25 protein-coding genes are annotated in these 26507 nt (G+C 60.4%); 14 read left to right on the top strand and 11 right to left on the bottom strand.

Annotated elements, in window-relative coordinates; genetic code table 11:
- On the top strand, window positions 1-195 hold a 195-nt coding region (locus IEV40_RS14695; RefSeq protein WP_229724159.1), incomplete at its 5' end, for a hypothetical protein.
- Here IEV40_RS14695 and IEV40_RS14260 read toward each other — a convergent pair.
- Together IEV40_RS14260 and pepN are read right to left on the bottom strand one after the other, a co-directional pair.
- The gene (locus IEV40_RS14260) at window positions 186-1184 is read right to left on the bottom strand and encodes a class 1 fructose-bisphosphatase (protein WP_188422742.1); all 999 of its coding nucleotides are present in this window, start codon (window positions 1182-1184) and stop codon (window positions 186-188) included. The two genes, IEV40_RS14695 and IEV40_RS14260, sit on opposite strands and share 10 nt — an antisense overlap.
- Window positions 1185-1230: 46 nt before the next feature.
- Window positions 1231-3882: an aminopeptidase N gene (gene pepN, locus IEV40_RS14255; protein WP_188422741.1), complete on the bottom strand. Its 2652-nt coding sequence runs from the start codon at window positions 3880-3882 to the stop codon at window positions 1231-1233.
- Between the two features lie 281 nt (window positions 3883-4163).
- Here pepN and IEV40_RS14250 point away from each other — a divergent pair, with 281 nt between their 5' ends.
- A complete protein-coding gene (locus IEV40_RS14250; protein WP_188422740.1) occupies window positions 4164-4856 on the top strand; it encodes a DUF4136 domain-containing protein in 693 nt (230 codons plus the stop codon).
- A gap of 91 nt (window positions 4857-4947) precedes the next feature.
- Here IEV40_RS14250 and IEV40_RS14245 read toward each other — a convergent pair whose 3' ends face one another.
- From IEV40_RS14245 to IEV40_RS14220, 6 genes are all read right to left on the bottom strand, one after another.
- Window positions 4948-5115, bottom strand: coding sequence for a hypothetical protein (locus tag IEV40_RS14245; RefSeq protein WP_188422739.1), 168 nt, complete (start codon window positions 5113-5115; stop codon window positions 4948-4950).
- 10 nt (window positions 5116-5125) lie between these two features.
- Entirely contained in the window at window positions 5126-6100 is a 975-nt protein-coding gene (locus IEV40_RS14240) for a quinone oxidoreductase family protein (RefSeq protein ID WP_188422738.1), read from the bottom strand.
- A gap of 46 nt (window positions 6101-6146) precedes the next feature.
- Window positions 6147-6926 carry an SDR family oxidoreductase gene (locus tag IEV40_RS14235; RefSeq protein WP_188422737.1) on the bottom strand — a complete coding sequence of 260 codons (780 nt, stop codon included), beginning with the start codon at window positions 6924-6926 and terminating at the stop codon, window positions 6147-6149.
- Between the two features lie 9 nt (window positions 6927-6935).
- Window positions 6936-7844 carry a DMT family transporter gene (locus IEV40_RS14230; RefSeq protein WP_188422736.1) on the bottom strand — a complete coding sequence of 303 codons (909 nt, stop codon included), beginning with the start codon at window positions 7842-7844 and terminating at the stop codon, window positions 6936-6938.
- A gap of 77 nt (window positions 7845-7921) precedes the next feature.
- Window positions 7922-8551: a GTP cyclohydrolase II gene (ribA, locus tag IEV40_RS14225; protein ID WP_188422735.1), complete on the bottom strand. Its 630-nt coding sequence runs from the start codon at window positions 8549-8551 to the stop codon at window positions 7922-7924.
- A gap of 102 nt (window positions 8552-8653) precedes the next feature.
- Window positions 8654-9268, bottom strand: a complete 615-nt coding sequence (locus IEV40_RS14220; protein ID WP_188422734.1) for an FMN-dependent NADH-azoreductase — start codon at window positions 9266-9268, stop codon at window positions 8654-8656.
- Between the two features lie 175 nt (window positions 9269-9443).
- Here IEV40_RS14220 and IEV40_RS14215 point away from each other — a divergent pair, with 175 nt between their 5' ends.
- Window positions 9444-10379, top strand: coding sequence for a LysR family transcriptional regulator (locus tag IEV40_RS14215; protein ID WP_188422733.1), 936 nt, complete (start codon window positions 9444-9446; stop codon window positions 10377-10379).
- Window positions 10380-10441: 62 nt separating this feature from the next.
- Here the strand turns inward: IEV40_RS14215 and IEV40_RS14210 are convergent, their stop codons facing one another.
- Window positions 10442-11989 carry a helicase HerA-like C-terminal domain-containing protein gene (locus tag IEV40_RS14210; protein ID WP_188422732.1) on the bottom strand — a complete coding sequence of 516 codons (1548 nt, stop codon included), beginning with the start codon at window positions 11987-11989 and terminating at the stop codon, window positions 10442-10444.
- A 237-nt stretch (window positions 11990-12226) separates the two neighbouring features.
- Here IEV40_RS14210 and IEV40_RS14205 point away from each other — a divergent pair, with 237 nt between their 5' ends.
- The 10 genes from IEV40_RS14205 (at window position 12227) to IEV40_RS14160 (ending at window position 20065) form a co-directional block, all read left to right on the top strand.
- Window positions 12227-12955: a YebC/PmpR family DNA-binding transcriptional regulator gene (locus tag IEV40_RS14205; RefSeq protein WP_188422731.1), complete on the top strand. Its 729-nt coding sequence runs from the start codon at window positions 12227-12229 to the stop codon at window positions 12953-12955.
- Window positions 12956-13090: 135 nt separating this feature from the next.
- Window positions 13091-14362 carry a phosphoribosylamine--glycine ligase gene (gene purD, locus IEV40_RS14200; protein WP_188422730.1) on the top strand — a complete coding sequence of 424 codons (1272 nt, stop codon included), beginning with the start codon at window positions 13091-13093 and terminating at the stop codon, window positions 14360-14362.
- Window positions 14363-14504: 142 nt separating this feature from the next.
- On the top strand, window positions 14505-14879 hold the full coding sequence (locus tag IEV40_RS14195; protein WP_229724163.1) for a c-type cytochrome: 375 nt from the start codon (window positions 14505-14507) through the stop codon (window positions 14877-14879).
- A gap of 67 nt (window positions 14880-14946) precedes the next feature.
- Window positions 14947-15852, top strand: a complete 906-nt coding sequence (hemF, locus tag IEV40_RS14190) for an oxygen-dependent coproporphyrinogen oxidase (RefSeq protein ID WP_188422728.1) — start codon at window positions 14947-14949, stop codon at window positions 15850-15852.
- A gap of 1 nt (window position 15853) precedes the next feature.
- Complete coding sequence (locus IEV40_RS14185; RefSeq protein WP_188422727.1) at window positions 15854-16519, top strand: nicotinate-nucleotide adenylyltransferase; 666 nt, start codon at window positions 15854-15856, stop codon at window positions 16517-16519.
- Window positions 16519-17151 carry a ribosome silencing factor gene (gene rsfS, locus IEV40_RS14180; protein ID WP_188422726.1) on the top strand — a complete coding sequence of 211 codons (633 nt, stop codon included), beginning with the start codon at window positions 16519-16521 and terminating at the stop codon, window positions 17149-17151. The genes IEV40_RS14185 and rsfS overlap by 1 nt, the downstream gene beginning before the upstream one ends.
- Window positions 17152-17186: 35 nt before the next feature.
- On the top strand, window positions 17187-17657 hold the full coding sequence (rlmH, locus tag IEV40_RS14175) for a 23S rRNA (pseudouridine(1915)-N(3))-methyltransferase RlmH (RefSeq protein WP_188422725.1): 471 nt from the start codon (window positions 17187-17189) through the stop codon (window positions 17655-17657).
- 54 nt (window positions 17658-17711) lie between these two features.
- Window positions 17712-18332 carry a Maf family protein gene (locus tag IEV40_RS14170; RefSeq protein WP_188422724.1) on the top strand — a complete coding sequence of 207 codons (621 nt, stop codon included), beginning with the start codon at window positions 17712-17714 and terminating at the stop codon, window positions 18330-18332.
- Window positions 18329-19792: a ribonuclease G gene (gene rng, locus IEV40_RS14165; RefSeq protein ID WP_188422723.1), complete on the top strand. Its 1464-nt coding sequence runs from the start codon at window positions 18329-18331 to the stop codon at window positions 19790-19792. Before IEV40_RS14170 ends, rng begins: the two co-directional genes overlap by 4 nt.
- A 75-nt stretch (window positions 19793-19867) precedes the next feature.
- The gene (locus IEV40_RS14160) at window positions 19868-20065 is read left to right on the top strand and encodes a hypothetical protein (RefSeq protein WP_188422722.1); all 198 of its coding nucleotides are present in this window, start codon (window positions 19868-19870) and stop codon (window positions 20063-20065) included.
- A 141-nt stretch (window positions 20066-20206) separates the two neighbouring features.
- Here the strand turns inward: IEV40_RS14160 and msbA are convergent, their stop codons facing one another.
- Window positions 20207-21943 (bottom strand): lipid A export permease/ATP-binding protein MsbA, encoded by a 1737-nt coding sequence (gene msbA / locus IEV40_RS14155; protein WP_188422721.1) that lies wholly within the window; start codon window positions 21941-21943, stop codon window positions 20207-20209.
- A gap of 101 nt (window positions 21944-22044) precedes the next feature.
- Window positions 22045-25500 carry a DNA polymerase III subunit alpha gene (gene dnaE, locus IEV40_RS14150; protein ID WP_188422720.1) on the bottom strand — a complete coding sequence of 1152 codons (3456 nt, stop codon included), beginning with the start codon at window positions 25498-25500 and terminating at the stop codon, window positions 22045-22047.
- A 155-nt stretch (window positions 25501-25655) separates the two neighbouring features.
- Here dnaE and IEV40_RS14145 point away from each other — a divergent pair, with 155 nt between their 5' ends.
- Window positions 25656-26492 (top strand): sulfurtransferase, encoded by an 837-nt coding sequence (locus IEV40_RS14145; protein ID WP_188422719.1) that lies wholly within the window; start codon window positions 25656-25658, stop codon window positions 26490-26492.
- Window positions 26493-26507 lie beyond the last annotated feature (15 nt).

Genomic DNA, 26507 nt, shown 5'->3' with positions numbered 1-26507 from the left:
CAAAAATCCAGTTCAACCAGCGCTACGCACCTCGGTCAACACCTTCTTTTTAGCCCCGTCTCGCAACGGGAGGCGAACTATAGCAAAGAGCGTTTCGACTTGGCAAGGGGTTCCGTAAAACTTTTTTCGAAAAAGCAAAACGGCCGGCACAAGGCCGGCCGTTTTACGAAAATTGCGTCTGTTGTTTATTGGTGATATCCCGTTACCAATTCGACTTCGTTCTTCGATCCAAGGAAAACCGCTACGCGTTGATGCAGCTTTTCCGGCTGGATATCCAGAATACGTTGTTCACCGTTAGTCGCCACGCCTCCTGCCTGCTCGACCAGCATCGCCATCGGGTTGGCTTCATACATCAGGCGCAGCTTGCCGGGCTTGTCCGGTTCACGCGCATCGGCCGGATACATGAAGATGCCGCCGCGATTCAGAATGCGATGCACGTCCGCCACCATTGAGGCAATCCAGCGCATGTTGAAATCCTTGCCGCGCGGGCCGGTGGTGCCAGCCAGCATTTCATCGACGTAACGCTTGACCGGCGGATACCAGTGGCGCGCATTCGATGCATTGATGGCGAATTCCTTGGTGTCGGCCGGAATCTGCATGTCGCGTTGCGTCATCACCCATGCGCCCATTTCGCGATCCAGCGTAAAGGAGTGCACACCATTACCGGTGGTCAAGACAAGCACCGTCTGCGGACCGTACAGCGCATAGCCGGCGACAACCTGTTTCGCGCCCGGTTGCAGGAAATGCTCTTCCTTCGGCGTCGTCGTGCCGTCCGGCGCTTTCAATACGGAGAAGATGGTGCCGATCGAAACGTTGACGTCGATGTTGCTGGAGCCGTCCAGCGGATCGAACAACAGCAGGTATTCGCCTTTCGGGTAGCGGTTGGGAATCGGATGGATGGTTTCCATTTCCTCCGATGCCATCGCCGCCAGATGACCGCCCCATTCATTGGCTTCCAGCAGGATCTGGTTAGAGATGACGTCCAGCTTCTTCTGCACTTCACCCTGCACGTTCTCGCTGCCTGCCGTGCCGAGCACGTCGCCCAGCGCGCCCTTGCCGACCGAATGACTGATGGTCTTGCAGGCGCGCGCGACGACTTCGATCAGCAAGCGCAATTCGGACGAAATGTTGCTGTGCTGGCGCTGCTCTTCGATCAGATACTGGGTAAGACTGATGCGTTTCATGTTTTCCTTTTTCTTCGTCAAATAGTTATCGGCCTGCGCTCATGCCTCACGCACCGGCCAGCGACTTCGTAATCACTTCTTTCACATCCTTGGACAGCCTGGAACTATCCGCTACACGCTTGAGCGCCGCATGCATCTTTTCGCGCAGTGCCGGCGCGTATTTGCGCCAACGATCGAGACTGCGCGCCAGACGGGCTGCAACCTGCGGATTGAGCGCATCGAGCGCCAGTACCTGCTCCGCCCAGAATTCATAGCCGCTGCCGTCGATCGCGTGAAAGCGGAATGGATTGCCGTTACAGAAACTGAAGATCAGGCTGCGCGCCCGATTCGGATTCTTCAGCGAGAACGCCGGGTGCTTCATCAGTTTGCGAACTGCTGCCACGTCTGTCGTACGCGCCATCGCCTGCAGCGAGAACCATTTGTCGATCACCAACGGCTCCTGTTCGAAATCGCTGTAGAAGCGTGCCAGCGCCGCGGCTCTTCCCGCCGCTCGGCTGTTCGCCAGCGCCGCCAATGCAGTCATGCGGTCGGTCATGTTGTTGGCATTGTCGTACTGTTTCTGCATCAACGCATGAATTTCCTCATCGTCCAGCTCTCCCAGATAAGACAACGACAGATTGCGCAATGCACGCTTGCCGGCCGATGCCGCATCCGGACTGTAAGGGCCATTCACCGCATTATCGCGATAGGCATTCAACAGCGAAGGCCGCAGCGACTTTGCCAGCGACTGGCGCAGGAAACGTCGTGCCGCATGAATCGCCTGCGGATCGATGACATCCATCTGTTCGGCAACCACAGTTTCCGCCGGCAGGTTCAGCGCAGTCTCGCGGAAAGCCGGATCGAGCTCACCATCATTCAACGTGGCCGAAAAACTCTCCGCCAGCGCGGCATCCACCTGCAACGCATCGCCCGACTGCGACAATGCAGTCAGCGCCAGCAAACGACGCATTGCCAGCCGCTGCCCGGCTTCCCAACGATTGAAGGCATCGCTGTCGTGCGCCATCAGGAAAGCCAGTTCAGCATCCGTATAGTCGTATTCCAGCACGACCGGCGCAGAGAAATTGCGCAGAATCGACGGCACCGGCTTTTCCATCACGTTGCGGAACAGGAAAGTCTGCGAACGCGCTTTCAGTTCCAGCACGACGGTCGTCGGCTGCTCTTCGGCATCGCCCAGCGACAAGGGCATATCGCGGCCCTTGCCATCCAGCAGGCCGACTGATACCGGAATCAAGAACGGACGTTTTTCCTCCTGCCCTGCGGTCGATGCACCGCTTTGCACCAGCGTCATTTCATAGGTATGCGCACCGGCATCGTAACGTGTGGTGACAGAAACACGCGGGGTGCCAGCCTGATCGTACCAGCGCTCGAACTGCGCCAGATCGCGGCCGTTGGCATCGGCCATCGCGGCGCGGAAGTCGTCGCAGGTGACAGCCTGGCCGTCGTGACGCTCGAAATACAGGTCCATGCCCTTGCGGAAACCGTCGCGGCCGAACAGCGTCTGGTACATGCGCACGACCTCTGCGCCCTTCTCGTAGATCGTGACCGTATAGAAGTTGCTGATCTCGACGAAGGAATCGGGCCGCACCGGATGCGCCATCGGGCCGGCATCTTCAGGGAACTGCGCCTGCCGCAGCACGCGCACGTCGTCGATGCGCTTGACGGCACGGCCGCTGTCGGTACCGATCATGTCGGCCGAGAACTCCTGGTCGCGGAAGACGGTCAAGCCTTCCTTCAGCGACAGCTGGAACCAGTCGCGGCAGGTGACGCGGTTGCCGGTCCAGTTGTGGAAGTATTCGTGGCCGACCACCGCTTCGATGTTGGCGTAATCGACGTCGGTCGCGATGCGCGGATTGGCCAGCACGTATTTCGTGTTGAAGATGTTCAGGCCCTTGTTTTCCATCGCGCCCATGTTGAAGTCGCCGACGGCGACGATCATGAAGCGGTCCAGATCCAGTTCCAGCCCGAAGCGTTTTTCATCCCAGCGGATGCTGTTGATCAGCGAAGCCATCGCATGCTGCGTCTTGTCCAGATTGCCTTCCTCGACCCAGACCTGCAGCAGCGCTTTACGGCCGGACTGCAGCTTGATCTGTTCTTCCTGGCAGATCAGGTTGCCGGCGACCAGCGCGAAGAGGTAAGACGGCTTCTTGAACGGGTCCTCCCACAGCGCGTAATGACGGCCGTCGCCCAGATCGCCCTGCTCGATCAGGTTGCCGTTGGACAGCAGCACCGGATATTTGCGCTTGTCGGCGCGCAGCATGACCTTGTATTTGGCCATCACGTCCGGACGATCCGGGAAATAGGTGATCTTGCGGAAACCTTCGGCCTCGCATTGCGTGAAGAAATTGCCGTTCGAGACGTACAGTCCCATCAGCGAGGTATTGCGATCCGGCCGGATCAGCGTTTCGATTTCCAGCACGACATCATCCGGCGCAGAAGGAATACGCAACACGCCCTGTTCCAGCTGGTAGGCGCGTTTGGCCAAGGCCTTGCCGTTCATGCGCAATTGCACCAGTTCGACCTCGTCCCCGTATAGCGTCAGCGTACGGTCCGAACCGGCGTGATTGCGTTCGAACACGATCCGGGTCGCCACGCGCGTCGCGGACGGATCGAGATCGAATCCCATCTCGACGGTGCTGATCCAATGGCTTGGCGGTGTGTAGTCTTTGCGATAAATCGCGGCGGGAGTATCGGTGCGCATGGGAACGGTCTCGCAATGGCGTGAGCAAAATGGCATTTTACCCAAACGCCGGGATTGAAAACGGAATCGGCTGGTCTGACGAAAATAGCGGCAGCCGCAGGGCGGCAGTCTGCATTAGGACTGCCGCGATATCAGTCAGTTCGCAGCCAGTTCACCATCGATTCGCAATCAGTTCGGTGCGATCGGTTCGGCCGCGAACGGAACTTTCCTGTGGGTTACAAAATGTAACGGCAGATTTTTGCAATACCGCTATGCTAGTCGTATTGCACAAGGAGATGGAAATGCGACGCTGGTTATGGATGGCAATGATGTTGTCGAGCCTGCTGTTGAGCGGCTGCGCGTCGTTCGTGCGTAGCGACGTGGTGGCTTTTCACGACTGGCCAGCCGAAATGCCGAACAAGGTGTACATCTTCGACCGCACGCCCGAACAGCAGAACAATCTGGAATACCAAAGCTACGAAAACCTGGTGCGCGCCGAACTGACCCGGCTGGGATTCGTCGAAGCGCAGAATCCGCGTAGCGCAATTCTCAAGGTATCGATGCGTTACAGCATCGACGGACGCGACGTCCGCGTCGTGGAACCGGTGGTCGATCCGTACTGGCCGTACGGCTACGGCTATCCGTTCTACGGCCCGGCATGGCGCGGCTACTACGGCCCCTACTATTACGACCCGTTCTGGTACGGCCCGCCTGTTACCCAATACCGCGAGGTGCAATACCAGGTCTTCAGTCGCCAGCTGAATGTACTGATCACGCGAGTCCGGGACAGCAAGAAACTGTACGACGTGACGGTGGATAGCGACGGCGGCAACGGTTCGCTGGCATTTGCGATGCCCTACATGGTCAAGAGCGCCTTTGCGGATTTCCCCGGCCGTAGCGGCGTGCCGCACCGCGTAAAGCTGGAAATCACGGATAAACCGGCAGCGAACGACAAGCTGCAAACGGAACCGGCACCCACGGGATCCAGCAACTGATTCTCCAAGCAGCCCATATAAAAAACGGCAGCCTGCATTTGCAAGCTGCCGTTTTTCATTTCGGCCGGATGGACCGAACGTACCGGATGTATCAGGTGTAGTAGGCCAGCGAACCGAAAGTCAGTGCCACCACCATCAGCACGGCAAATGCCAGCAACAGCAATAATCTGCCGAACTTGGGCGAACCATCGGCACCGGACGGCTGCTCTTCCGGATGCTGCATCGGATTGGCTTGCGTTTTGTCATCGGCTTCCTGCATTACGCGCTCCTCAGGGAATCAAGATGGTCGAACCGGTGGTCTTGCGCGCTTCCAGATCGCGATGCGCCTGCGCCGCATCCTGCAATGCATAGCGCTGATTGACCTCGATGTCGATCTTGCCGCCTTCCACCATGCCGAACAGTTCGGCCGCCATCATTTCCAGATCGTTGCGCTTGGCGGTATAGCTGAACAGCGACGGCCTCGTGATGAACAGCGAACCACGCGATGCCAGTTCGTTCAGGCTGAACGGCGGCACCGGGCCGGATGCGCTACCGTAGCTGACCATCATGCCCAGCGGCGACAGGCAGTCGAGCGAATCGGTGAACGTATCCTTGCCGACCGAATCGTAGACCACCGGCACACCTTCGCCGTTCGTGATTTCCTTCACGCGTTCGACGAAGTTTTCCTTGCGGTAGTTGATCACGTGCTTGCAACCGTGCTGCTTTGCCAATTCGGCTTTTTCGTCCGAACTCACGGTGCCGATCATCGTCACGCCCAGTGCACGCGCCCACTGGCAGGCGATCAGGCCGACGCCGCCGGCCGCTGCGTGAAACAGAATCGTTTCGCCGCCCTGCAGGCGGAAGGTACGGCGAAAAAGATATTGCACCGTCATGCCCTGCAGCATCATGCCCGCCGCCACATCGAAATCGATGGATTTCGGCAGCTTGACGAGAATATCGGCCGGCACCGTGCGCCACTGCGCATAGGCGCCCGGCGGATGGCCAGCATAGGCGACGCGATCGCCAGGACGGACGTGCGTGACGCCAGACCCAACCGCATCGACCACACCCGCACCTTCCATGCCGATGCCGCCTGGCAGCGGCTGCTTGTACAGGCCGCTGCGGAAATAGACGTCGATGTAATTCAACCCGCAGGCGGCCTGGCGCACCGACACCTCGCCCGGGCCGGGCGGCGGCACGTCGACATCGACGTATTCCATTACTTCGGGACCGCCATTCTTTTCTATCCTGATCGCTTTCGTCATGAAGATCTCGCTTTCGGAAAATCGCGTCGTTTCATACCCTGCCTGATCAGAAGGTGCCCGGATAGGCGCCGCCATCGATCAACAGATTCTGTCCCGTAATGTAACCGGCATGTGCGCTGCACAGGAAAGCACAGGCAGCACCGAATTCCTGCGGCGTGCCGAAACGCTTGGCGGGAATCGCATTGCGCCGCTTTTCGCCGATTTCGTCCAGCGATTTACCGGTCGCCTGCGAAGCGGATGAGAAGATCGCTGCCAGCCGGTCGGTATCGAAAGCGCCAGGCAGAAGATTGTTGATCGTCACGTTATGCGTCACCGTGCGGCGTGCGAGACCCGCAACGAAGCCGGTCAAGCCGGAGCGCGCGCCGTTCGACAAACCCAGCGAGTCGATCGGTGCCTTCACCGCACTCGACGTGATGTTGACGATGCGGCCGAAGCCGCGGGCAATCATGCCGTCGACGGTCGCCTTGATCAGTTCGATCGGTGTCAGCATGTTGGCATCCAGCGCGGCGATCCAGTCCTCGCGCGACCAGCCTCGGAAATCGCCCTGCTTCGGGCCGGCGGCGTTGGTGACAAGAATGTCCGGTTGCGGACAGGCCGACAACACCTGCGCGCGTCCCTCTGGCGTCGTGATGTCGACCGCAATCGCAACGACTTCGACACCATGTGCCTTCCGAATCCGCTCGGCCGCTGCTTCCAGCACATCTGCGCGGCGCGCCACCAGCGTCAGCGTCACGCCTTCGGCCGCCAGCGCCTCCGCGCATCCGTATCCCAGACCACGACTGGCGCCGCAGACCAATGCGGTTTTTCCGCGTATGCCCAAATCCATCTTCGTCTCCTAGGTCTTTTTCTTCGACAGCAGATAAATGCCGCACAACACCAGCACGGTGCCTGCGATCTGGATGCCGGTGATCGGCTCGCCCAGAATCCATGCGGCGAGAAACAGGATGGACACCGGCCCGATCATGCCGGCCTGCGATGCGGTCGGCGCGCCGATACGCTGCACGGCAATCATCGTCAGGAACACCGGCAGCACCGTGCAAAAGAAGGCATTGAATGCCGAAAGCCCGTAGACCGCCATCGGCTGCACCAGCATGGCCGCCGGGCGCAACAGGAAAAATTGCAAGATGCAGACCACGCTGGATACGCACATCGCATAGGCGACCAGACGCATCGTGCCGACGCGCTTGAGCAATTCGCCCGACAGCAGCAGATACCACGCATAGGAAAGCGCAGCGCCCAGTACGAACGCACTGCCGAGCGCCACATTGGCGCCACCCAGCCGCGCATCGTGCACGAACACCAGCACGGTTCCCGCATACGAAATGGCGAGCGCCATCCATTCAAGCATGCTGATTTTCTTCTTCAGCAGGAAAACCGAAATCAGCAGCACGAAGGATGGCGTCAGGAACAGGATCAGCCGTTCCAGTCCAGCCGTGATGTACTGCAGGCCGAGGAAATCGAGAAAACTGGAAAGGTAATAGCCGAGCAAACCGAGCAGCACGATCTGCCCGCGCTCGCGTGCAGTCAGCGGCGGCGATTGCCGCGCCTGCCAGAGTGCGATCGCCGCGAAGAACGGCAGCGAAAACAGCATGCGAAAGGCAATCAGTGTGACGGCATCGACGTCATAGCGATAGATCAGCTTGGCGACGATCGCCTTGGCAGAAAACAGCACGGCGCCGCAAATGGCAATGGCCAGGCCGATCAGCAGCTGCCTGCGTGCGGAAGAAGAGGAAGAATCGGCCATGCGGCGATTGTAGCGGCAGCAGGATTTCCCGGCTGGCCGCTGCAAACGGCATTAAAAAGTCGTGGGATGGAGGGACATCAGAACAGGTGACCGAGCTTGATCGCCTTGGTCGTCAGGTAGCGTTCGTTGTGCGGATTGCGCGTCACGATCAGCGGCACGCGCTCGACGACTTTCAGTCCCAGCTGTTCCAGCGCGGTGATCTTGCGCGGATTGTTCGTCATCAGGCGCAGCGCCGAAATACCCAGATGCTGCAGCATCGGCAGACACAATTTGTAGTTGCGCTGGTCGGCCTTGAACCCCAACTGTTCGTTGGCTTCCACCGTATCGGCGCCGGCATCCTGCAGCTGGTAAGCACGGATCTTGTTGACGAGACCGATGCCGCGCCCTTCCTGGCGCAAGTAGAACAAGGCGCCGCGCCCTTCCTGCGCAATCATCTGCAGCGCCGCTTCCAGCTGCGGGCCGCAATCGCAGCGCAGGCTGAACAGCGCGTCGCCGGTCAAACATTCGGAATGGATACGCGACAGCACCGGCTCGCCACTGGCGACATCGCCCAGCGTGATGGCGACATGCTCCTTGCCCGTTCCCGGCTCGACGAACGCGTGCAGACGGAACGTCGCCCACGGCATCGGCAGATTGCACGAGGCAACATAGTCGAGTTCAGATTCGGAAATATCCGCGCTGGCGGCAGAGGCAAGGCTGGGTTTCATGGTGCAACGATATCATCATCAATCAAGGGCCGCCGGACCACGCGCCGATGCCGAAAAGTCATGCTTCGGCAGCAGCGCGTTTTTGGCGAAAGACGAAGGATATCAGGCCGGCAGCAATTCGTTGATGGCCTTGTTGGTCTGTTCCAGCGCCTTTTCGACACCGATCGCGCCCATCGCCAGGCCTTCGCTGTGGATGAAGGTCACGTCCTTCAAGCCGATGAAGCCCAGCACGGCACGCAGATAGGTTTCATGGAAATCCATCGCCGCCGCCGGTCCCTGGCTGTAGACGCCGCCGCGGGCCGTGAAGATATAGACCTTCTTGCCGTTCAGCAGGCCGACCGGGCCGCTTTCGCCGTACTTGAACGTGACGCCGGCACGCGCCACCTGATCGATCCAGGCTTTCAGGCCGGATGTGATCGAGAAGTTGTACATCGGCGCGCCGATGACGATGACGTCGGCATCGAACAGTTCCTGCACCAGCGTTTCGGACAGTTTGACGGTCTCGTTCTGTTCGGCGCTGCGCTGTTCCGGCGCGGTAAAGAAGGCACCCAGCGTTTTTTCGGTCAGGTGCGGCGGCGGATTGATCGCCAGATCGCGTTCGACGATGACGGCGTTCGCCTCCTTGGCTTTCCATTTCGCGACGAAATCGGCGGTTACCTTGCGCGAGATCGAATCGGTGTTACGCACGCTGCTGTTGATGTGAAGAATCTTGGTCATGATGGGCTCGCTTTCTTTCTAGTTTCTTTCTGGTTTCTGTTCACGTTCGCCATCACGTTTGTCGTTTCCGGCGTCTTGTTGGGAACACATTGCTGTGTCGTTGCAAGCATCGTAGGACAGGTTTAGTATTCACAAAACCCACTTTGTTTAACTAATTAGTATCGATTTTTTAGATATGAGAGATCCCGGCCTGCCGACACTGGACCAGTTGCGCGTGTTCGTCGCCGTCATCGATTGCGGCAGTTTTTCGCGCGCAGCGGCGGAATTGCACCGCACGCAATCGGTCATCAGTTACACGATCGCCAACCTCGAAGCGCAATTGAATGTGGCGCTGTTCGATCGCAGCAAGCGCAAGCCGACGCTGACCGAAGCCGGCAAGGCGCTGCTGGCCGATGCGCGCACGGTCGGCATGAAGATCGACGCAATGCGTGCCCGCGCGAAGATGATGTCGCTCGGACTGGAAGCGGAAGTGTCGATCGTGGTGGACGTGATGTTTCCGAACTGCCAGCTGGTGCAAGCGCTGAAAGCCTTCCAGCAGGAATTCCCGACGGTCGGGCTGCGCCTGCGCATCGAAGCGCTGGGCGCGGTCAAACATCTGGTTGCGGAACGCGTCTGCCAGATCGGCATCGCCGGCCCGATGCTGGATTTCCCCGATATCTTCCAGGCGCAGCAACTGGGCTACATCACGATGATTCCGGTTGCCGCTCCGTCGCATCCGCTGGGCCAGATGCAAGGCACGATTCCGACCGAAGTGGCGCGCGACTATACGCAGCTGGTGCTGACCGACCGCAGCCAGCTGACGGCCGGACAGAATTTCGGCGTGGTTGCGCTGCGCGACTGGCGCCTGGGCGACCTCGGTGCCAAGCACATGCTGCTGCTGAACGGACTGGGATGGGGATCGATGCCGGAGGAAATGGTGCGTGCCGACGTCGCGGAAGGCCGGCTGGTGCATCTGCAACTGGAACATCTGACGGCCGGACAGTATTCGCTGCACATGATCAACCGCACCGACGATGCGCCCGGCCCGGCCGGCCGCTGGCTGATGCGCTACTTTCTCGATCACGCGGCAGACCTGTCTGTTGCGCCGGCGTCTCCGGCGAAGCCACAATAGAAAACGACGGAAACGGACTGCAACATCGCGCACGGTAATGCGCAATCGACGCCACCGGGCGCTTATCGCTTCAGGATGGAACCCAGCACACCGCGGATGATTTCGCGTCCGACCGTCGAACCGATCGTGCGTGCCGCCGATTTCATCATCGATTCGACGACGGTATCGCTGCGGCGACTTTTGCTGCGTCCGCTACGGCTGCCCGTACCGTTGCCGAACACGCTGCCCAGGATGTCGCCGAAACCTTCATCGGCTTCATCGTCCTGCGAAGCGGAACGGCCACCTTTGGCCGAGGATGCCTCTGCATCAGCATCCTTGTCCGCCATTTTTCCCGCAACACGGCCGCGCAATTTTTCGTAGGCAGATTCGCGGTCGACGGCCTTGTCGTAGATACCGGCTACTGCCGATTTCGCCTTCAATTCGGCACGTTCGGCTTCGGTGAGCGGGCCGATCTGCGAAAGCGGCGGCAGCACGAAGGCGCGCTCGACGATGGCCGGCCGGCCTTTTTCGTCCAGGAAGGAAACCAGCGCTTCGCCGACGCCCAGATCGGTGATCGCCTGCGCAGTATCGAGCTTGGGATTCGGGCGAAAGGTTTCTGCCGCCGCCTGCACCGCCTTCTGGTCGCGCGGCGTGTAGGCGCGCAGCGCATGCTGCACGCGATTGCCGAGCTGGCCCAGCACCGTATCCGGAATGTCGAGCGGATTTTGCGTGACGAAATAAACGCCGACGCCCTTCGAACGGATCAGCCGTACGACCTGTTCGATCTTCTGCAGCAGCGGCTTCGGCGCTTCGGCGAACAGTAAATGCGCCTCGTCGAAGAAGAACACCAGCTTCGGCTTTTCAAGATCGCCGACTTCCGGCAGATGCTCGAACAGTTCCGACAGCATCCACAACAGGAAGGTCGAATACAGCCGCGGCGCGTTCATCAATTTGTCAGCCGTCAGGATATTGACGACGCCGCGCCCGTTTGCATCGGTCTGCAGCAGATCGTCAATGTTCAGCATCGGTTCGCCGAAGAACTTGTCGCCGCCCTGTTCGTCGATGCCGATCAGCGCACGCTGTATCGCGCCGATGCTGGCGGCCGAGATATTGCCGTATTCGGTCTTGAACTGCGCCGCGTTGTCGCCGACATGCTGCAGCATCACGCGCAGGTCTTTGGTATCGAGCAGCAGCAGGCCGTTGTCGTCAGCGATCTTGAAGACCAGTTGCAGCACGCCCTGTTGCGTATCGTTCAGGTTCAGCATGCGCGCCAGCAGCAGCGGACCGAGATCGGAAATCGTCGCGCGCACCGGGTGGCCCTGCTCGCCAAACACATCCCAGAACGAGACGGGCGCGCCATGCCATGCCGGTTCCGGCAAACCCAGCATGTCCAGCCGCTCCTTGATGCGCACGTTCGCCACGCCAGCCTTGCCGATGCCGGACAGGTCGCCCTTGACGTCGGCCATGAAGACCGGCACACCGATGTCCGACAATTGCTGCGCCAGCGTCTGCAGCGTGACCGTCTTGCCGGTGCCGGTGGCGCCGGTGATGCAGCCGTGGCGATTCGCCAGTGCCGGCAGCAGACAGAGTTCCTGTTCCTTGTTCTTGGCGATCAGCAGTGGATTCGGCATGGTCTTGTCCGCGTCAGGTGGGCATCCGGTTGGCTTCGGGTGAGGCATTTCGCCTCATTTTGGCAGGCAGGCGATATGTTAAAATCGCGGTCTCATTATAGCCAAGAGTGGCTGATAAAAATCGTCGATGGCACGGCGTACCGGGGCTGGCAGCACGGATGCAAGGCAAGCCGGCACAACGCTACAAACGGCGATTTTTTAGCGGTCACGCAACTCACTTCTGGAAAGAAATTCGTCATGGCAGGACACAGCAAATGGGCCAATATCCAGCATCGTAAAGGCCGTCAGGACGAAAGACGCGGCAAGATCTGGACCCGTTTGATCAAGGAAATCACCGTCGCGGCCCGCATGGGCGGCGGCGATCCGAACGCCAATCCGCGCCTGCGCCTGGCCATCGACAAGGCGGCCGACGCCAACATGCCGAAGGACAACGTCACACGCGCAATCCAGCGCGGCACCGGCGCACTCGACGGCGTCAATTACGAGGAAATCCGCTACGAAGGCTACGGTATCAACGGTGCCGCCGTCATCGTCGACTGCATGACGGACAACCGCGTACGCACGGTGGCCGAAGTGCGCCACGCCTTTTCCAAATTCGGCGGCAACATGGGCACCGAAGGCTCGGTCGCCTTCCTGTTCAGCCATGTCGGCCAGTTCCTGTTCGCACCGGGCACCGATGAAGAAAAACTGATGGAAGCCGCGCTCGAAGCCGGCGCCGAAGACGTGGCGACGGACGAGGAAGGCGGCATTGAAGTGCTGTGCCCGCCGCACGATTTCTCCGCCGTCAAGGATGCGCTGGAAGCAGCCGGCTTCAAGGCCGAAGTCGCCGAAGTCGTGATGAAGCCGTCGACCGAAACCGTATTCGAAGGCGACGATGCCGTGCGCATGCAGAAACTGCTGGATGCGCTGGAAAACCTGGACGACGTACAGGAGATTTATACGAACGCCGTCATCAACGAAGCATGAAGACGGCACGATGAAGGTGCGCAGATTCTACGGACAGGTTCCGCTTCTTTCTGGCACTTCATCTTTCCGCAGACGGCTTTTTAAAACAACGCGCGGCATGCCGGCATGCCGCTTCGATCAGGCAGCAAACATCTCATGAAAATTCTGGTAGTCGGCTCAGGCGGCCGCGAACACGCCCTCGCATGGAAACTGGCGCAATCCGAGCGCATCCAGATGGTCTACGTCGCACCGGGCAACGGCGGCACCGCACTGGATGATCGCCTGGAAAACCTCGCGATCACCGATCCGGCCGCGCTAGCCGAATTCGCCAAGAAGGAAAACATCGCGCTGACCGTGGTCGGCCCGGAAACCCCGCTGGCCGCCGGCATCGTCAACATCTTCCGCGACAACGGCCTGAAGATATTCGGCCCGACGCGCGAAGCCGCGCAACTGGAAAGCTCCAAGGATTTCGCCAAGGCCTTCATGAAGCGCCACGACATCCCGACCGCCGAATACCAGACCTTCTCCGAGCTGCAAGCCGCGCACGACTACATCGACGCCAAGGGCGCGCCCATCGTCATCAAGGCCGACGGCCTGGCAGCCGGCAAGGGCGTGGTCGTCGCCATGTCGCGCGCGGAAGCGCATGCGGCAGTCGACATGATGCTGTCGGACAACAAGCTGGGCGACGCCGGCGCGCGCGTCGTCATCGAGGAATTCCTCGACGGCGAGGAAGCCAGCTTCATCGTCATGGTCGATGGCAAGAACATCCTGCCACTGGCAACCAGTCAGGATCACAAACGCCTGCTGGACGACGACGAAGGCCCGAACACCGGCGGCATGGGCGCGTATTCTCCTGCGCCTATCGTCACGCCGTCGCTGCATGCACGCGTGATGCGTGAAATCATCCAGCCGACCGTGCAAGGCATGCACAAGGACGGCATTCCGTTCACCGGTTTCCTGTACGCCGGCCTGATGATCGACGACAAGGGCAATCCGAAGACGCTGGAATTCAACTGCCGCATGGGCGATCCGGAAACGCAGCCGATCATGTCGCGCCTGAAGACCGATCTGGTCACCGTGATGGAACACGCCGTCAGCGGCACGCTGGACAGCATCGAACTCGAATGGGATAGACGCACCGCGCTGGGCGTGGTGATGGCCGCGCACGGCTATCCGGAATCGCCGCGCAAGGGCGACCTGATCACCGGCATCGCCGCCGAAACGCCGGACAGTGTGACCTTCCATGCCGGCACCGTGCTGGAAGGCGACAAGCTGAAGACCTCCGGCGGCCGCGTGCTGTGCGTGGTCGGCCTCGGCGACAGCGTGAAGATGGCGCAGAAGAAAGCCTACGAAGCGGTCGACCAGATCCATTTCGACGGCATGCAGTTCCGCCGCGACATCGGCTGGCGCGCGCTGAAGCGCCCCTAAAGCGTCCCGAAGCGATCTTGATAGCGCCCCTGATGCACGCCGTCTGCTGCGCTGCATGATTCACCGTTACGCCGTATCACGCGTCGCACCGCTTCTGCTGCTGGCACTGCAAGCCGCAGTTGCACAAGCGACAGATGATGCGATGGCGAAGAAAGCGGCGGCAAACAATGTCGTTGCGGGTGATGCAAAGAAAGGCCGCAACGCCTTCGCCAAATGCGCGAGCTGTCATGAAGTCGGCCGCTCGGCGCACGGCGGTTTCGGCCCGCAGCTGAACGGCATCGTCGGCCGTCGGGCCGGCTCCACCTCCGATTTCCGTTATTCGCCTGCGATGAAGCAGGCCGGTTTTATCTGGACGGAAGACAGGCTGCGTGCCTTTCTCAAAGCGCCGGACGATGTCGTCCCCGGCAACAAGATGCGTTTCTGGGGATTGCGCAGCGACAGGGAAATCGACGATCTGCTGGCCTACCTGCGCACGTTTCCGCAGCAGCCACCTTCACGCAACCTTGGCAAACCCTGAGCCACGCACATCCCGCGAACAGGAATCGCGCAGAGTAAAATCCGCTGAATCCACCCTACAGACATCCATGACTTCTCCCGACACTGCCGCCGTACGCAACTATCTGCAGGATCTGCAGGCACGCATCGTCGCCGGACTGGAACAGGCCGACGGCAAGTCTTTCCTGACCGACGGCTGGCAGCGCCCCGAAGGCGGCGGCGGCATTTCGCACATCATCGAGGAAGGCAATGTCTTCGAGCGCGGCGGCGTCGGTTTCTCGCACGTGCTCGGCAGCAACCTGCCGCCTTCCGCCGCAGCGAACCGCCCCGAACTCGCCGGCCGCAACTGGGAAGCGATGGGCGTGTCGCTGGTGCTGCATCCACGCAATCCGTATGCGCCGACCGTGCACATGAACGTGCGCTGCTTCGTCGCCACGAAGGAAGGCGCGGAAGCCGTCTGGTGGTTCGGCGGCGGCATGGACCTGACACCGTATTACGGCTACGACGAAGACGCGCAGCATTTCCATCGCACCTGCCGCGATGCATTGCAGCCGTTCGGCGGCGATCTGTATCCGCGCTACAAGAAGTGGTGCGACGACTATTTCTACCTGAAGCATCGCAAGGAACCGCGCGGCGTCGGCGGCATCTTTTTCGACGACCTGAACGAAGGCGGCTTCGAACGCTGCTTCGCCCTGCAGCGCAGCGTCGGCGACGCCTTCCTGGATGCCTACCTGCCCATCCTGCAGCGCCGCAAGGATGCACCCTACGGCGAGCGCGAACGCGATTTCCAGGCCTACCGGCGCGGCCGCTATGTCGAATTCAATCTGGTCTTCGACCGCGGCACGCTGTTCGGCCTGCAGTCGGGCGGCCGCACCGAATCCATCCTGATGTCGATGCCGCCCATCGTCAAATGGCGCTACGACTGGCAGCCCGAAGCCGGCAGCGAAGAAGCGCGGCTGTATTCGGATTTCCTGATTCATCGCGACTGGATCTGACGTGACGCAGACACTTCCTCGTCGCTGCATCGTTCTGCTCGGCGGCAGCTTCGATCCGGTACACAACGGCCATGTCGCACTGGCCGATTACTTCGTGCACTTGCTGCAGCCGGACGAACTACGCATCATCCCGGCCGGCAATCCGTGGCAGAAGCATGGCCTGCAGGCGGCCGGCTATGATCGCGTGGAAATGGTGCGGCGCGCCTTCGCCTCGCAGGAGGTTCCGGTCAGCATCGATAGACAGGAAATCGAACGCGACAGAGCGACTTACACCATCGACACGCTGCGTGCCGTACGTGCGGAGCTGGGTCAGGACGTTTCCCTCGTCTTCCTGATCGGCGCCGATCAGTTGCAGCATCTGAATACCTGGCAGCAATGGGAACAGATGTTCGACCATGCGCACATCTGCGCCGCCTCGCGCCCCGGTTTCGCCATCGACGCCGGCCATGTACCGCAAAACGTGATACGGCAGTTCGCATCGCGCACCGCCACACCGGAGAAAATACGCGCCACGCCGCACGGCCTGGCCTATCTCGCGACGGATCTGGAAGTCGACATTTCCGCCACGGCAATCCGCGCCGCCCTGCAGCGCGGCGAACGCCCTGATACTCTGGCCCCGGCCGGGGTGCTAGACTATATCGAACAACATCATCTCTATAGAAACTAATGGATATCAAGAAACTGCAAGCTCTGGTCATCGACGCGCTGGAAGACGTCAAGGCACAAGACATCAAACTGTTCGACACCGTGCACATGACCAGCCTGTTCGACCGGCTCGTGGTTGCATCGGGTACGTCGAACCGCCAGACCAAGGCGCTCGCCGCTTCGGTGCGCGACAAGGTCAAATCCAACGGCGGCGACATCGTCAGCATCGAAGGCGAAGGCACCGGCGAATGGGTGCTGGTCGATCTGGGCGACATGATCGTCCACATCATGCAGCCGGCCATCCGCGCCTACTACCGCCTGGAAGAAATCTGGGGCGACAAGGAAGTCAGCCTGAGCGTGGCCAAACGCGGCGAGAAAGCCCCGGCCGCGAAGAAAACGACACGCACGACAGCGAAGGTCGAAGCCGAAGAGAAACCTGCCCGCAAGACGGTAGCCAAAACGGCGGCAAAAAAAGCGCCGGCGAAAAAGGCAGTAGCGAAAAAAGCCACGGCCAAGGCACCTGCCAAGAGTCCCGCAAAGACTGCAGCCAAATCCGTAGTGAAATCGGCAGCCAAGCCGGCAGGTAAAACTGCCGCGAAGAAGACGGCAACGAAGACACCGGCAAAAAAAGCCGCCAGGAAATCGTCGAACTGATCGACACTGAGTCCTCAACCTGATCGGATGTTCGCATGCAGTTGGTAATCGCGGCAGTCGGCCACAAGATGCCCGCGTGGATCGAAAGCGGCTTCGGCGAATATGCGAAGCGCATGCCGCCTGACTGCCGCATCGTCCTGAAGGAAATCAAGCCGATCGAGCGTTCCGGCAGCAAGACCGCCGAAACGGCGATGGCGCTGGAACGCACCAAGATCGAAGCAGCCGTGCCGAAAGGTGCGCGCATCATTGCGCTGGACGAACGCGGCAAGGATCTGACCTCGGTGCAACTGGCGCAACATCTGACGCAATGGCAGCAGGATGGCCGCGACGTCGTTTTCGTCATCGGCGGCGCCGACGGCCTCGATCCGGAATTCAAGCGTAATGCCGATATGCTGGTGCGACTTTCCAGTCTGACGATGCCGCACGGCATGGTGCGCGTGCTGCTGGCCGAGCAACTGTATCGCGCGTGGTCGATCACGCAGAATCATCCATATCACCGCGTGTAGATACCGACAGAACGCACAGACGGACGAAAAGGCGCACCAAGCCGACATGAACCCATGAAGCCGATCCCGCAGAAAATCTATCTCGCCTCGAAAAGCCCGCGCCGCCGCGAGCTGCTGCGCCAGATCGGCATCGATTTCGAATTGCTGCTGTTGCGCGACCAGACGCCGCGCGGCCCGGAAGTCAGCGAGGAAGTATTGCCGAACGAGCGCGCGGAAGACTACGTTGCGCGCGTAACGCTGGAAAAGGCGCAGTTCGCGCAAAAGACGATGTGGTGGCGCAAGCTGCCGTCGCGCCCCATACTCGCCGCCGATACCACCGTCGTACTGGACGGCCGTATTCTCGGCAAGCCGGCTGACGAAGCCGAAGCGATCGCGATGATGCACGCGCTTTCCGGCCGCACGCACCAGGTGCTGACGCATGTCGCCGTATTGCACGAAGAACGTACCCATCAACTTACGCAGCGCTCCGACGTCGCCTTCGCGGCATTGTCGGACGAGACGATACGCGCCTACTGCGCGACCGCCGAACCCTACGACAAGGCCGGCGGCTACGGTATTCAGGGCCAGGCTGCGCTGTTCATACAAGACATCGCCGGCAGCTACTCGGGCATCATGGGGTTGCCGCTGTACGAAACCGGACAATTATTGAAGCAGGCTGGCCTGCACATCCTATGAGCGAAGTCATTCTCGTCAACGTCACCCCGCAGGAAACCCGCGTCGCCCTCGTGCTGCAGGGCGCGGTGCAAGAGCTTCATGTCGAACGCACACTGTCGCGCGGCATGGCGGGCAACATCTACGTCGGCAAGGTCGTGCGCGTGCTGCCCGGCATGCAGTCGGCCTTCGTCGATATCGGCCTGGAACGCGCTGCCTTCCTGCACGTGGCCGATATCTGGGACGCGCGCCCGCACGCCGGCCCGCCGTCGTCGCCGCTACCGATCGAACGCATGCTGCACGACGGCCAGACACTTACCGTACAGGTCATCAAGGATCCGATCGGTACCAAGGGCGCACGGCTGTCGACGCAGATCTCGATCGCCGGCCGCATGCTGGTCTACCTGCCGCAGGAATCGCACATCGGCATTTCGCAGCGCATCGAGAACGAGGCCGAGCGCGAGATGCTGCGCGAAAAGGTGCAGAACCTGATGCAGCCCGGCGAGAAAGGCGGCTTCATCATCCGCACGATGGCGGAAGACGCCTCCGATGCCGATTTGCAGTCCGACATCGAATACCTGCGCAAGACCTGGAGCAACATCACGCAGATGGCGAAGACGCGTCCGGCGCCATCGTTGCTGTATCAGGATCTGGATCTGGCGCAGCGCGTGATGCGCGATTTCGTCAACGACCAGACTGCCATCATCCAGGTCGACTCGCGCGAGAACTTCCTGAAGCTGAAGTCTTTCGGCGAACTGTACACGCCGTCTGTGCTGTCCAAACTGGTCCACTATCCGGGCGAACGTCCGCTGTTCGACCTGTACGGCGTGGAAGAGGAAATCCAGCGTGCGCTGGGCCGCCGCGTCGATCTGAAATCTGGCGGCTATCTGATCGTCGACCAGACCGAAGCGATGACGACGATAGACGTCAACACCGGCAGCTTCGTCAACGGCCGCAACTTCGACGACACGATCTTCAAGACCAATCTCGAAGCATCGCACGCGATCGCGCGCCAGCTGCGGCTGCGCAATCTGGGCGGCATTGTCATCCTCGATTTCATCGACATGGAAAACGAGGACCACAAGACCGCCGTGCTGAACGAACTGAACCGCGCGCTCGCACGCGACCGCACCAAGGTATCGGTGTCGGGCTTCTCGGCACTGGGGCTGGTGGAAATGACGCGCAAGCGCACGCGCGAATCGCTGGCGCACATCCTGTGCGAACCCTGCCCCGCCTGCGGCGGCAAGGGCCAGGTGAAGACGGCGCGCACGATTTGTTACGAAATCCTGCGCGAACTGACGCGCGAAGCCAAGCAGTTCAACCCGCGCGAATTCCGCATCCTCGCCTCGCAGGTCGTCATCGACATGTTCCTCGAGGAAGAATCGCAGCATCTGGCGATGCTGAGCGACTTCCTCGGCAAGCCAATCTCGCTGCAGGTGGAAACTGTCTATCACCAGGAACAGTACGACGTGATCCTGCTGTAACCACACGCTCACGCTCTGCTGCACCTCTGCTGCGCTCCCGAAGCGGCACAATCTCAAGCAATCTGAAAGCACACCATGGCAAAGAAGGAAGAACTGGACGAAGAAACCCTCGCACTGATCAACTGGTGCATCGAGGTGGAGGGTTTCCTGGTGGCAGGCGGCGCGACGGTCGAACAGGCACAGGAACACATCGAGGAACAGATCGAATGGTTCACCGACCAGTTCTACGATGGCCTGACACCGGAAGAGGCGGCGAAGGAAGCATTGGCCTGAGAACCTGAACCGCACCGGAAGCGCCGCTAGATCCTAGACCCGCCGGGCGTTCCGGAAACAACTTTTCCCAACTTTTCCCATTTCACCATCGGCAACTTGTACAGTCGTCGATGGCGCAAAAGCCGAACCGATACTGGAAAATCAGTCTGGCTCTTTTGCAAACTGCAGGTGATACAGATTGGCATACACGCCGCCCTGTTCCAGCAGTTGCTGATGCGATCCGGTTTCGACAATACCGCCCTCGGCCAGCACGACGATGCGATCCGCACGTTCGATGGTCGACAGGCGATGCGCAATCACCAGCGTGGTCCGGCCGCGCATCAATTCATCCAGCGCTGCCTGTACCGCACGTTCCGATTCGGAATCCAGCGCCGACGTCGCCTCGTCCAGGATCAGGATGGGCGCATCCTTGTAGATCGCACGCGCAATCGCCAGACGCTGGCGCTGACCGCCGGACAGGCGGCCGCCATTGTCGCCGATCATCGTTTCCAGCCCTTCCGGCAATCCGGCGATCACATCGTCCAGATGTGCGGCTTTCGCCGCCGCGACGATGCGTTCGCGGTCCGGCTGCGGATCGCCGTAGGCTATATTGGCCGCCACCGTGTCATCGAACAGCACGACGTGCTGGTTGACCATCGCAATCTGCTTGCGCAGGCTGGACAGCGCAATGCCGGCAATCGATTCGCCATCCAGACGAATCTCGCCTTGCGTCACCGGATAGAAACCCGGCACCAGATTGACCAGCGTCGATTTACCGCCGCCGGACATGCCGACGAAGGCCACCGTCTCGCCCGGCATCACAGTCAGGTTGATGTCGTGCAGCGCACGCTGCACATGACCGGGATAGGAGAAACCAAGATTGACGAACTCCAGCTTGCCAGCTGCACGCTGCGCCAGTTCACGACCGTCGGTACGCTCCGGCCGTTCGTCGATCAGGCCGAATACCGCTTCGGCTGCCGTCAGGCCGCGCTGTAGCGGACCGTTGACCTCGGCGATGCTCTTCAGTGGCGACAGCATCATCAGCATCGCCGTAATGAAGGCGACAAAGCCGCCGACCGTGGTCTGGTTCTGGCCTGACTGGATCAATGCGATGACAATGACGATCGCCACCGCACATGAAGCCATGATCTGCGTCAACGGCGTGGTCGCAGCCAGCGAGGTCACCATGCGCATCGTGTAACCGCGCAGCTTGTCGGCACGCTTCTCGAAACGATCGCGTTCGTATTCCTGCCCGCCGAAAATCTTGATGACCTGGCTGGCGCGTGCGGTTTCTTCGATCACCTGCGTCAGTTCGCCGTTCACTTTCTGATATTCGCGCGTCAGCCGGCGCACGCGCTTGCCGGTCAGACGCACGACGGTCGCGATCAGCGGCAGCAGAATCAGCGCCACCACCGTCAGCCGCCAGTTCAGCCACAGCAGATAGGCCAGCAGGCCGAAGACGGTCAGCGTGTCGCGGATCAGCGGCACGAGAATCTTGGTGATCATCTCGATTACCTGCTGCACCTCGAACATCATCGAGTTGATGACGCGGCCGACCGGATGGCCGTTGTAGAAATTCAGCGGCACGTCCAGCATGCGATTGAACATCTGCTGACGCAGCGTGTTCAGCAGGCGCGACGTGATCCACGTCATCGTGTAATTGGTGACAAAAGTCGAAATACCACGAATAACAAAGATGCCGATGATGGCGACCGGCACCAGCCACAGCGAGAAACTCGGCTTGCCGGTGAAGCCTTTGTCCAGCAAGGGACGCAGGATGGCCGGGAACATCGGTTCGGTGCCGGCGGTAATGATCATGCCGACGAGAGCCAGCAGCAACCGCCCCTTGTAGGGCTTCAGCATGCCGAGCAGGCGTTTGATATGTGTGGGTAACTTCATGGCTTGCGCCTCTCCGTGCGGTCCGTCATGGCGCGGACTCCGTGATTGATGTGCATGTCGATGCGCTGGTTCGTATGCTTCTATGGTTCAGATGCCTGCGCTCATTCGTAGGCGATCTGCACGTTCTGCTCCGAATACAGATCGATGAGCTTCTGCCGCGTCATATCGTCGGGATTGATGCGCCATTGATCCCCCAGGCGCAGTTCCGATACGCCCTTCGGATTGCGATACTGCACGACGACCGGGCTGCCATCCGGCCGCACCGCCGCCTGTAGTGTCGCCATCAATGCATTGACGTCGGCCGATGCCTGCAGCGAGATGTTGACCGACTTCGCATACTGGATGCGCGCAGCGGCGATGTCCATCACCTTCTCGGCGGTGATGCGCAAACCGCCGGAGAAACGGTCTTCCGACACCTTGCCCTGCACTGCGAGGAATTCGTCTTCCTTGAACAGATGGCGATTGGCGTCGTAGACCTCGTTGTAGACGGTCACTTCCACCGGTCCGCTGCCATCGTCCAGCGTGGCGATCACCATACGGCCGCGCTGCGTCATCTGCACGCGCATGCCGGCAATCACGCCGGCGATCAGGCGCGGCTCACGCGACGGCTGCAGATCGGACAATCTGGTTCGCACAAAACGGCGCACTTCCGGCGCGTAGTAATTGAACGGATGGCCGGACAGATAGAAGCCGAGCGCTGCCTTTTCTTCCGACAACTTCTGCTTCTCGCTCCACGGCGTCGCCTTCACGTAATCCGGCGGCGCTTCGTCGCCGTCTTCGCCGCCGAACAGGCTGACCTGATTGGCTGCCGCTTCCGCCTGCTCCGCGCATTCCATTGCAAAGCCGACCGATGCCAGCAGGATTGCGCGATCGACGTTGAAGCAGTCGAAGGCACCACCGCGGATCAGCGATTCGATGGTGCGGCGATTGATCTGCTTCTTGTCGACACGCTTGCAGAAATCGAACAGGTCGGTGAACGGTTTTTCCTGACGCGCGACGATGATCGCATCGATCGCACTCTTGCCAGAGCCCTTGACGGCGCCGAGGCCGTAACGAATCTGCGTCGCCTTCTTGCCCGGCTCGCCGACCGGCGTGAAACGATAGTCGGATTGGTTGACATCCGGCGGCAGCAGCGTCAGGCCGCAGATATCGATTGCATCCTCGACCAGGATCTTCACCTTGTCGGTGTCGTCCATCGCGAGCGACATGTTGGCTGCCATGAACGCGGCCGGGTGATGCGCCTTCAGGTAAGCGGTGTGATACGACAGCAGCGCGTAAGCGGCGGCGTGCGACTTGTTGAAGCCGTAGCCGGCGAACTTCTCCATCAGGTCGAAGATTTCGTCAGCCTTGTCGGCGGACAGATCGTTCTTCGCCGCACCTTCGCGGAACAGTTCGCGATGCTTGGCCATTTCCTCGGCCTTCTTCTTGCCCATCGCGCGGCGCAGCAAGTCGGCGCCGCCCAGCGAATAACCGCCGATCACCTGCGCCATCTGCATCACCTGCTCCTGATAAACCATGATGCCGTAGGTTTCGGACAGGATGCTTTCGGTACGCGGATCGGGATACTCGAACTTCTCGCCGTGCTTGCGTCGGCAGAAATCCGGGATCAGGTCCATCGGGCCAGGACGGTACAGTGCCACCAGCGCGATGATGTCCTCGAAACGGTCGGGACGCGCATCCTTCAGCATGCCTTGCATGCCGCGGCTTTCCAGCTGGAACACGGCGACCGTTTTTGCCTTGGTCAACAGTTCGTAAGAAGGGCGATCGTCGAGCGGCAGTTTCGCCAGATCGAAATCGGCCAGCGCCGGATCGAGTTGCTTGATATAGCGCACCGCGCGATCGAGGATGGTCAGCGTGGTCAAACCCAGAAAGTCGAACTTGACGAGGCCGACCGCTTCGACATCGTCCTTGTCGTATTGCGACACCACGCCCGCATCGCCACCCTGCGTATACAGCGGACAGAAATCGGTCAGCTTGCCCGGCGCGATCAGCACGCCGCCGGCGTGCATGCCGATGTTGCGCGCGATGCCTTCGACCTGCTGCGCCAGATCGAGCAACTGCTTGACCTCTTCTTCCTTCTCCATCCGTTCGGCCAGCATCGGCTCTTCCTTGATCGCATCGGCGATCGTGACCTGCTTGCCGGGCTTGAACGGAATCAGTTTCGAGAGACCGTCACAGAACGTGTAATTGAAATCGAGCACGCGGCCGACGTCGCGCACCGCGCCCTTGGCCGCCATCGTGCCGAAGGTGGCGATCTGCGACACGGCTTCCTTGCCGTAGCGATCCTTCACGTACTGGATCACGCGATCGCGGCCTTCCTGGCAGAAGTCGATATCGAAGTCGGGCATCGACACGCGTTCCGGGTTCAGGAAGCGCTCGAACAGCAGGTTGTATTTCAGCGGATCGAGATCGGTAATCAGCAGCGAATACGCGACCAGCGAACCGGCGCCGGAACCACGGCCCGGGCCGACCGGCACGCCGTTGTTCTTCGCCCACTGGATGAAATCGGCCACGATCAGGAAGTAACCGGGGAATTTCATCTTGATGATGGTATCGGTCTCGAACTTCAACCGTTCGACGTAGCGCGACCGTTGCTTCTCGCGTTCGGCCGGATCGGGATACAGGTGTTCGAGCCGCACTTCCAGTCCGCGCGAGGCTTCCTGCACCAGGAATTCGTCAATCGATACGCCGTTCGGCGTCGGGAAGTTCGGCAGTTGCGGCTTGCCCAGCGTCAGCACCAGATTGCAGCGCTTGGCGATTTCGACCGCGTTGCGCAACGCATGCGGCATGTCGGCGAACAATTCGGCCATCTCGGCCTGCGTCAGGAAACGCTGCTGCTCGTTGAAGCGTTTGACGCGGCGCGGGTTCGCAAGAATCTCACCTTCGGAAATACAGGTACGCGCCTCGTGCGCGGTGAATTCTTCGGCCGACAGGAACTGCACCGGATGCGTGGCGACCACCGGCAGATTCAGCTTGGCTGCCAATGCCACCGCCTGGCGCACGTGCACTTCCATGTTCGGCTGGCTGGCACGCTGCACTTCGATATAGAAATGGCCGGGAAAGAGTTCAGCCCAGCGTTGCGCCGCGCGTTCGGCGCCAGCCACATTGCCGTTGTCGATCGCGATGCCGACGTCGCCGAAATGCGCGCCGGACAGCACGATCAGGCCCTTCTGTTCCTGTCGCGCAATTTCCTCCAGCCATTCGGGCCGCAGTTCGGCGCGGCCGCGATGGATGTTCGTCAGCCAGGCACGCGACAGCAAGTCGCACAACTGCAGGTAACCGCCATGGTTTTTCACCAGCAACAACAGGCGGAACGGCTTGTCGCGGTCGTTGTCGTTGCTGATCCAGACGTCGCAGCCGACCACCGGCTTGATGCCGCGGCCGCGCGCTTCCTTGTAGAACTTGACCATGCCGAACAGGTTGGCCAGATCGGTGATCGCCAGCGCCGGCTGGCCGTCCTTCGCCGCGGCGTCGATCACGTCGTCAATGCGCGTCAGGCCGTCGACGATCGAGTATTCGGAGTGCAGGCGGAGATGGATGAATTGCGGATCTGTCATGGCCGGTATTCTACCGCGATGCCCTCGCGATCCGGCATACAAAGGCCCGCAAAGTTTATAATGGCGGCTTGTCCTTGCAGACCGCCGCTATCGTTGTTTTATTGTTGTTTTTATCGTTATTCAAATCGCAAGGACGGTCACCCGAAACACGCGCCATGCAAGCAGCTTCCTCATTCGTCAACATCGCCGCCTACAAATTCGTCACCTTCGACGATACGGCGGAAAAACGCGCCGCTTTCCTGGAACAATGCCAGTCCCTCGGGCTGAAAGGCACAGTGCTACTGAGCCCGGAAGGCATCAACCTGTTTCTGGCCGGCACGCGCGCAGCGATCGACGGCTTCCTGTCCTGGCTGCGCAGCGATGCGCGCTTTGCCGACATCGAAGTCAAGGAAAGCCTGTCCGACGACCAGCCATTCAACAAGATGCTGGTCAAGCTCAAGCGCGAGATCATCACGATGAAGCATCCGCTGATCAAACCCGAGGAAGGCCGCGCGCCCGCCGTCGATGCCGAAACTCTGAAACGCTGGCTGGATCAAGGCCACGACGATGCCGGCAAGCCGGTGGTAATGATGGACACGCGCAACGCCTTCGAAGTCGATGTCGGCACCTTCGACAACACGCTGGATTACCGCATCGAAAAATTCAGCGAATTTCCGGACGTCGTCGCACAGCAAAAGGATGCATTGGCAGACAAGACCGTCGTCACCTTCTGCACCGGCGGCATCCGCTGCGAGAAGGCGGCGATCCACATGAAGAACATCGGTTACGACAGCGTGTACCAGCTCGAAGGCGGCATCCTGAAATACTTCGAGAAGGTCGGCGGCGCGCACTACACCGGCGACTGCTTCGTGTTCGATCACCGCACGGCGCTGAATCCGCAACTGGAACCGAGCAGCGTGTCGCTCACCTGCCCTGCGTGCAAGAGCGTCGTGTCGCCGCGCGAGCAACTGTCGCCGGCATTCGTTGCAGGAAAATCCTGCCCGCATTGCTGAACTAAAAACTAATCA

This window comes from Oxalicibacterium solurbis (assembly GCF_014635845.1).
In the GTDB taxonomy this organism is placed as follows: Bacteria; Pseudomonadota; Gammaproteobacteria; order Burkholderiales; family Burkholderiaceae_D; genus Oxalicibacterium; species Oxalicibacterium solurbis.
The sequence above is the reverse complement of the archived record's forward strand: the minus strand, read 5'-3'. Positions and strand labels throughout refer to the sequence as shown.

What these genes read in the sequence shown, in the direction of transcription:
- IEV40_RS14260 (WP_188422742.1), bottom strand. Translation starts at nt 1,184, where the DNA reads ATGAAACGCATCAGTCTTACCCAGTATCTGATCGAAGAGCAGCGCCAG.
- pepN (WP_188422741.1), bottom strand. Translation starts at nt 3,882, where the DNA reads ATGCGCACCGATACTCCCGCCGCGATTTATCGCAAAGACTACACACCG.
- IEV40_RS14250 (WP_188422740.1), top strand. Translation starts at nt 4,164, where the DNA reads ATGCGACGCTGGTTATGGATGGCAATGATGTTGTCGAGCCTGCTGTTG.
- IEV40_RS14245 (WP_188422739.1), bottom strand. Translation starts at nt 5,115, where the DNA reads ATGCAGGAAGCCGATGACAAAACGCAAGCCAATCCGATGCAGCATCCG.
- IEV40_RS14240 (WP_188422738.1), bottom strand. Translation starts at nt 6,100, where the DNA reads ATGACGAAAGCGATCAGGATAGAAAAGAATGGCGGTCCCGAAGTAATG.
- IEV40_RS14235 (WP_188422737.1), bottom strand. Translation starts at nt 6,926, where the DNA reads ATGGATTTGGGCATACGCGGAAAAACCGCATTGGTCTGCGGCGCCAGT.
- IEV40_RS14230 (WP_188422736.1), bottom strand. Translation starts at nt 7,844, where the DNA reads ATGGCCGATTCTTCCTCTTCTTCCGCACGCAGGCAGCTGCTGATCGGC.
- ribA (WP_188422735.1), bottom strand. Translation starts at nt 8,551, where the DNA reads ATGAAACCCAGCCTTGCCTCTGCCGCCAGCGCGGATATTTCCGAATCT.
- IEV40_RS14220 (WP_188422734.1), bottom strand. Translation starts at nt 9,268, where the DNA reads ATGACCAAGATTCTTCACATCAACAGCAGCGTGCGTAACACCGATTCG.
- IEV40_RS14215 (WP_188422733.1), top strand. Translation starts at nt 9,444, where the DNA reads ATGAGAGATCCCGGCCTGCCGACACTGGACCAGTTGCGCGTGTTCGTC.
- IEV40_RS14210 (WP_188422732.1), bottom strand. Translation starts at nt 11,989, where the DNA reads ATGCCGAATCCACTGCTGATCGCCAAGAACAAGGAACAGGAACTCTGT.
- IEV40_RS14205 (WP_188422731.1), top strand. Translation starts at nt 12,227, where the DNA reads ATGGCAGGACACAGCAAATGGGCCAATATCCAGCATCGTAAAGGCCGT.
- purD (WP_188422730.1), top strand. Translation starts at nt 13,091, where the DNA reads ATGAAAATTCTGGTAGTCGGCTCAGGCGGCCGCGAACACGCCCTCGCA.
- IEV40_RS14195 (WP_229724163.1), top strand. Translation starts at nt 14,505, where the DNA reads ATGGCGAAGAAAGCGGCGGCAAACAATGTCGTTGCGGGTGATGCAAAG.
- hemF (WP_188422728.1), top strand. Translation starts at nt 14,947, where the DNA reads ATGACTTCTCCCGACACTGCCGCCGTACGCAACTATCTGCAGGATCTG.
- rsfS (WP_188422726.1), top strand. Translation starts at nt 16,519, where the DNA reads ATGGATATCAAGAAACTGCAAGCTCTGGTCATCGACGCGCTGGAAGAC.
- rlmH (WP_188422725.1), top strand. Translation starts at nt 17,187, where the DNA reads ATGCAGTTGGTAATCGCGGCAGTCGGCCACAAGATGCCCGCGTGGATC.
- IEV40_RS14170 (WP_188422724.1), top strand. Translation starts at nt 17,712, where the DNA reads ATGAAGCCGATCCCGCAGAAAATCTATCTCGCCTCGAAAAGCCCGCGC.
- rng (WP_188422723.1), top strand. Translation starts at nt 18,329, where the DNA reads ATGAGCGAAGTCATTCTCGTCAACGTCACCCCGCAGGAAACCCGCGTC.
- IEV40_RS14160 (WP_188422722.1), top strand. Translation starts at nt 19,868, where the DNA reads ATGGCAAAGAAGGAAGAACTGGACGAAGAAACCCTCGCACTGATCAAC.
- msbA (WP_188422721.1), bottom strand. Translation starts at nt 21,943, where the DNA reads ATGAAGTTACCCACACATATCAAACGCCTGCTCGGCATGCTGAAGCCC.
- dnaE (WP_188422720.1), bottom strand. Translation starts at nt 25,500, where the DNA reads ATGACAGATCCGCAATTCATCCATCTCCGCCTGCACTCCGAATACTCG.
- IEV40_RS14145 (WP_188422719.1), top strand. Translation starts at nt 25,656, where the DNA reads ATGCAAGCAGCTTCCTCATTCGTCAACATCGCCGCCTACAAATTCGTC.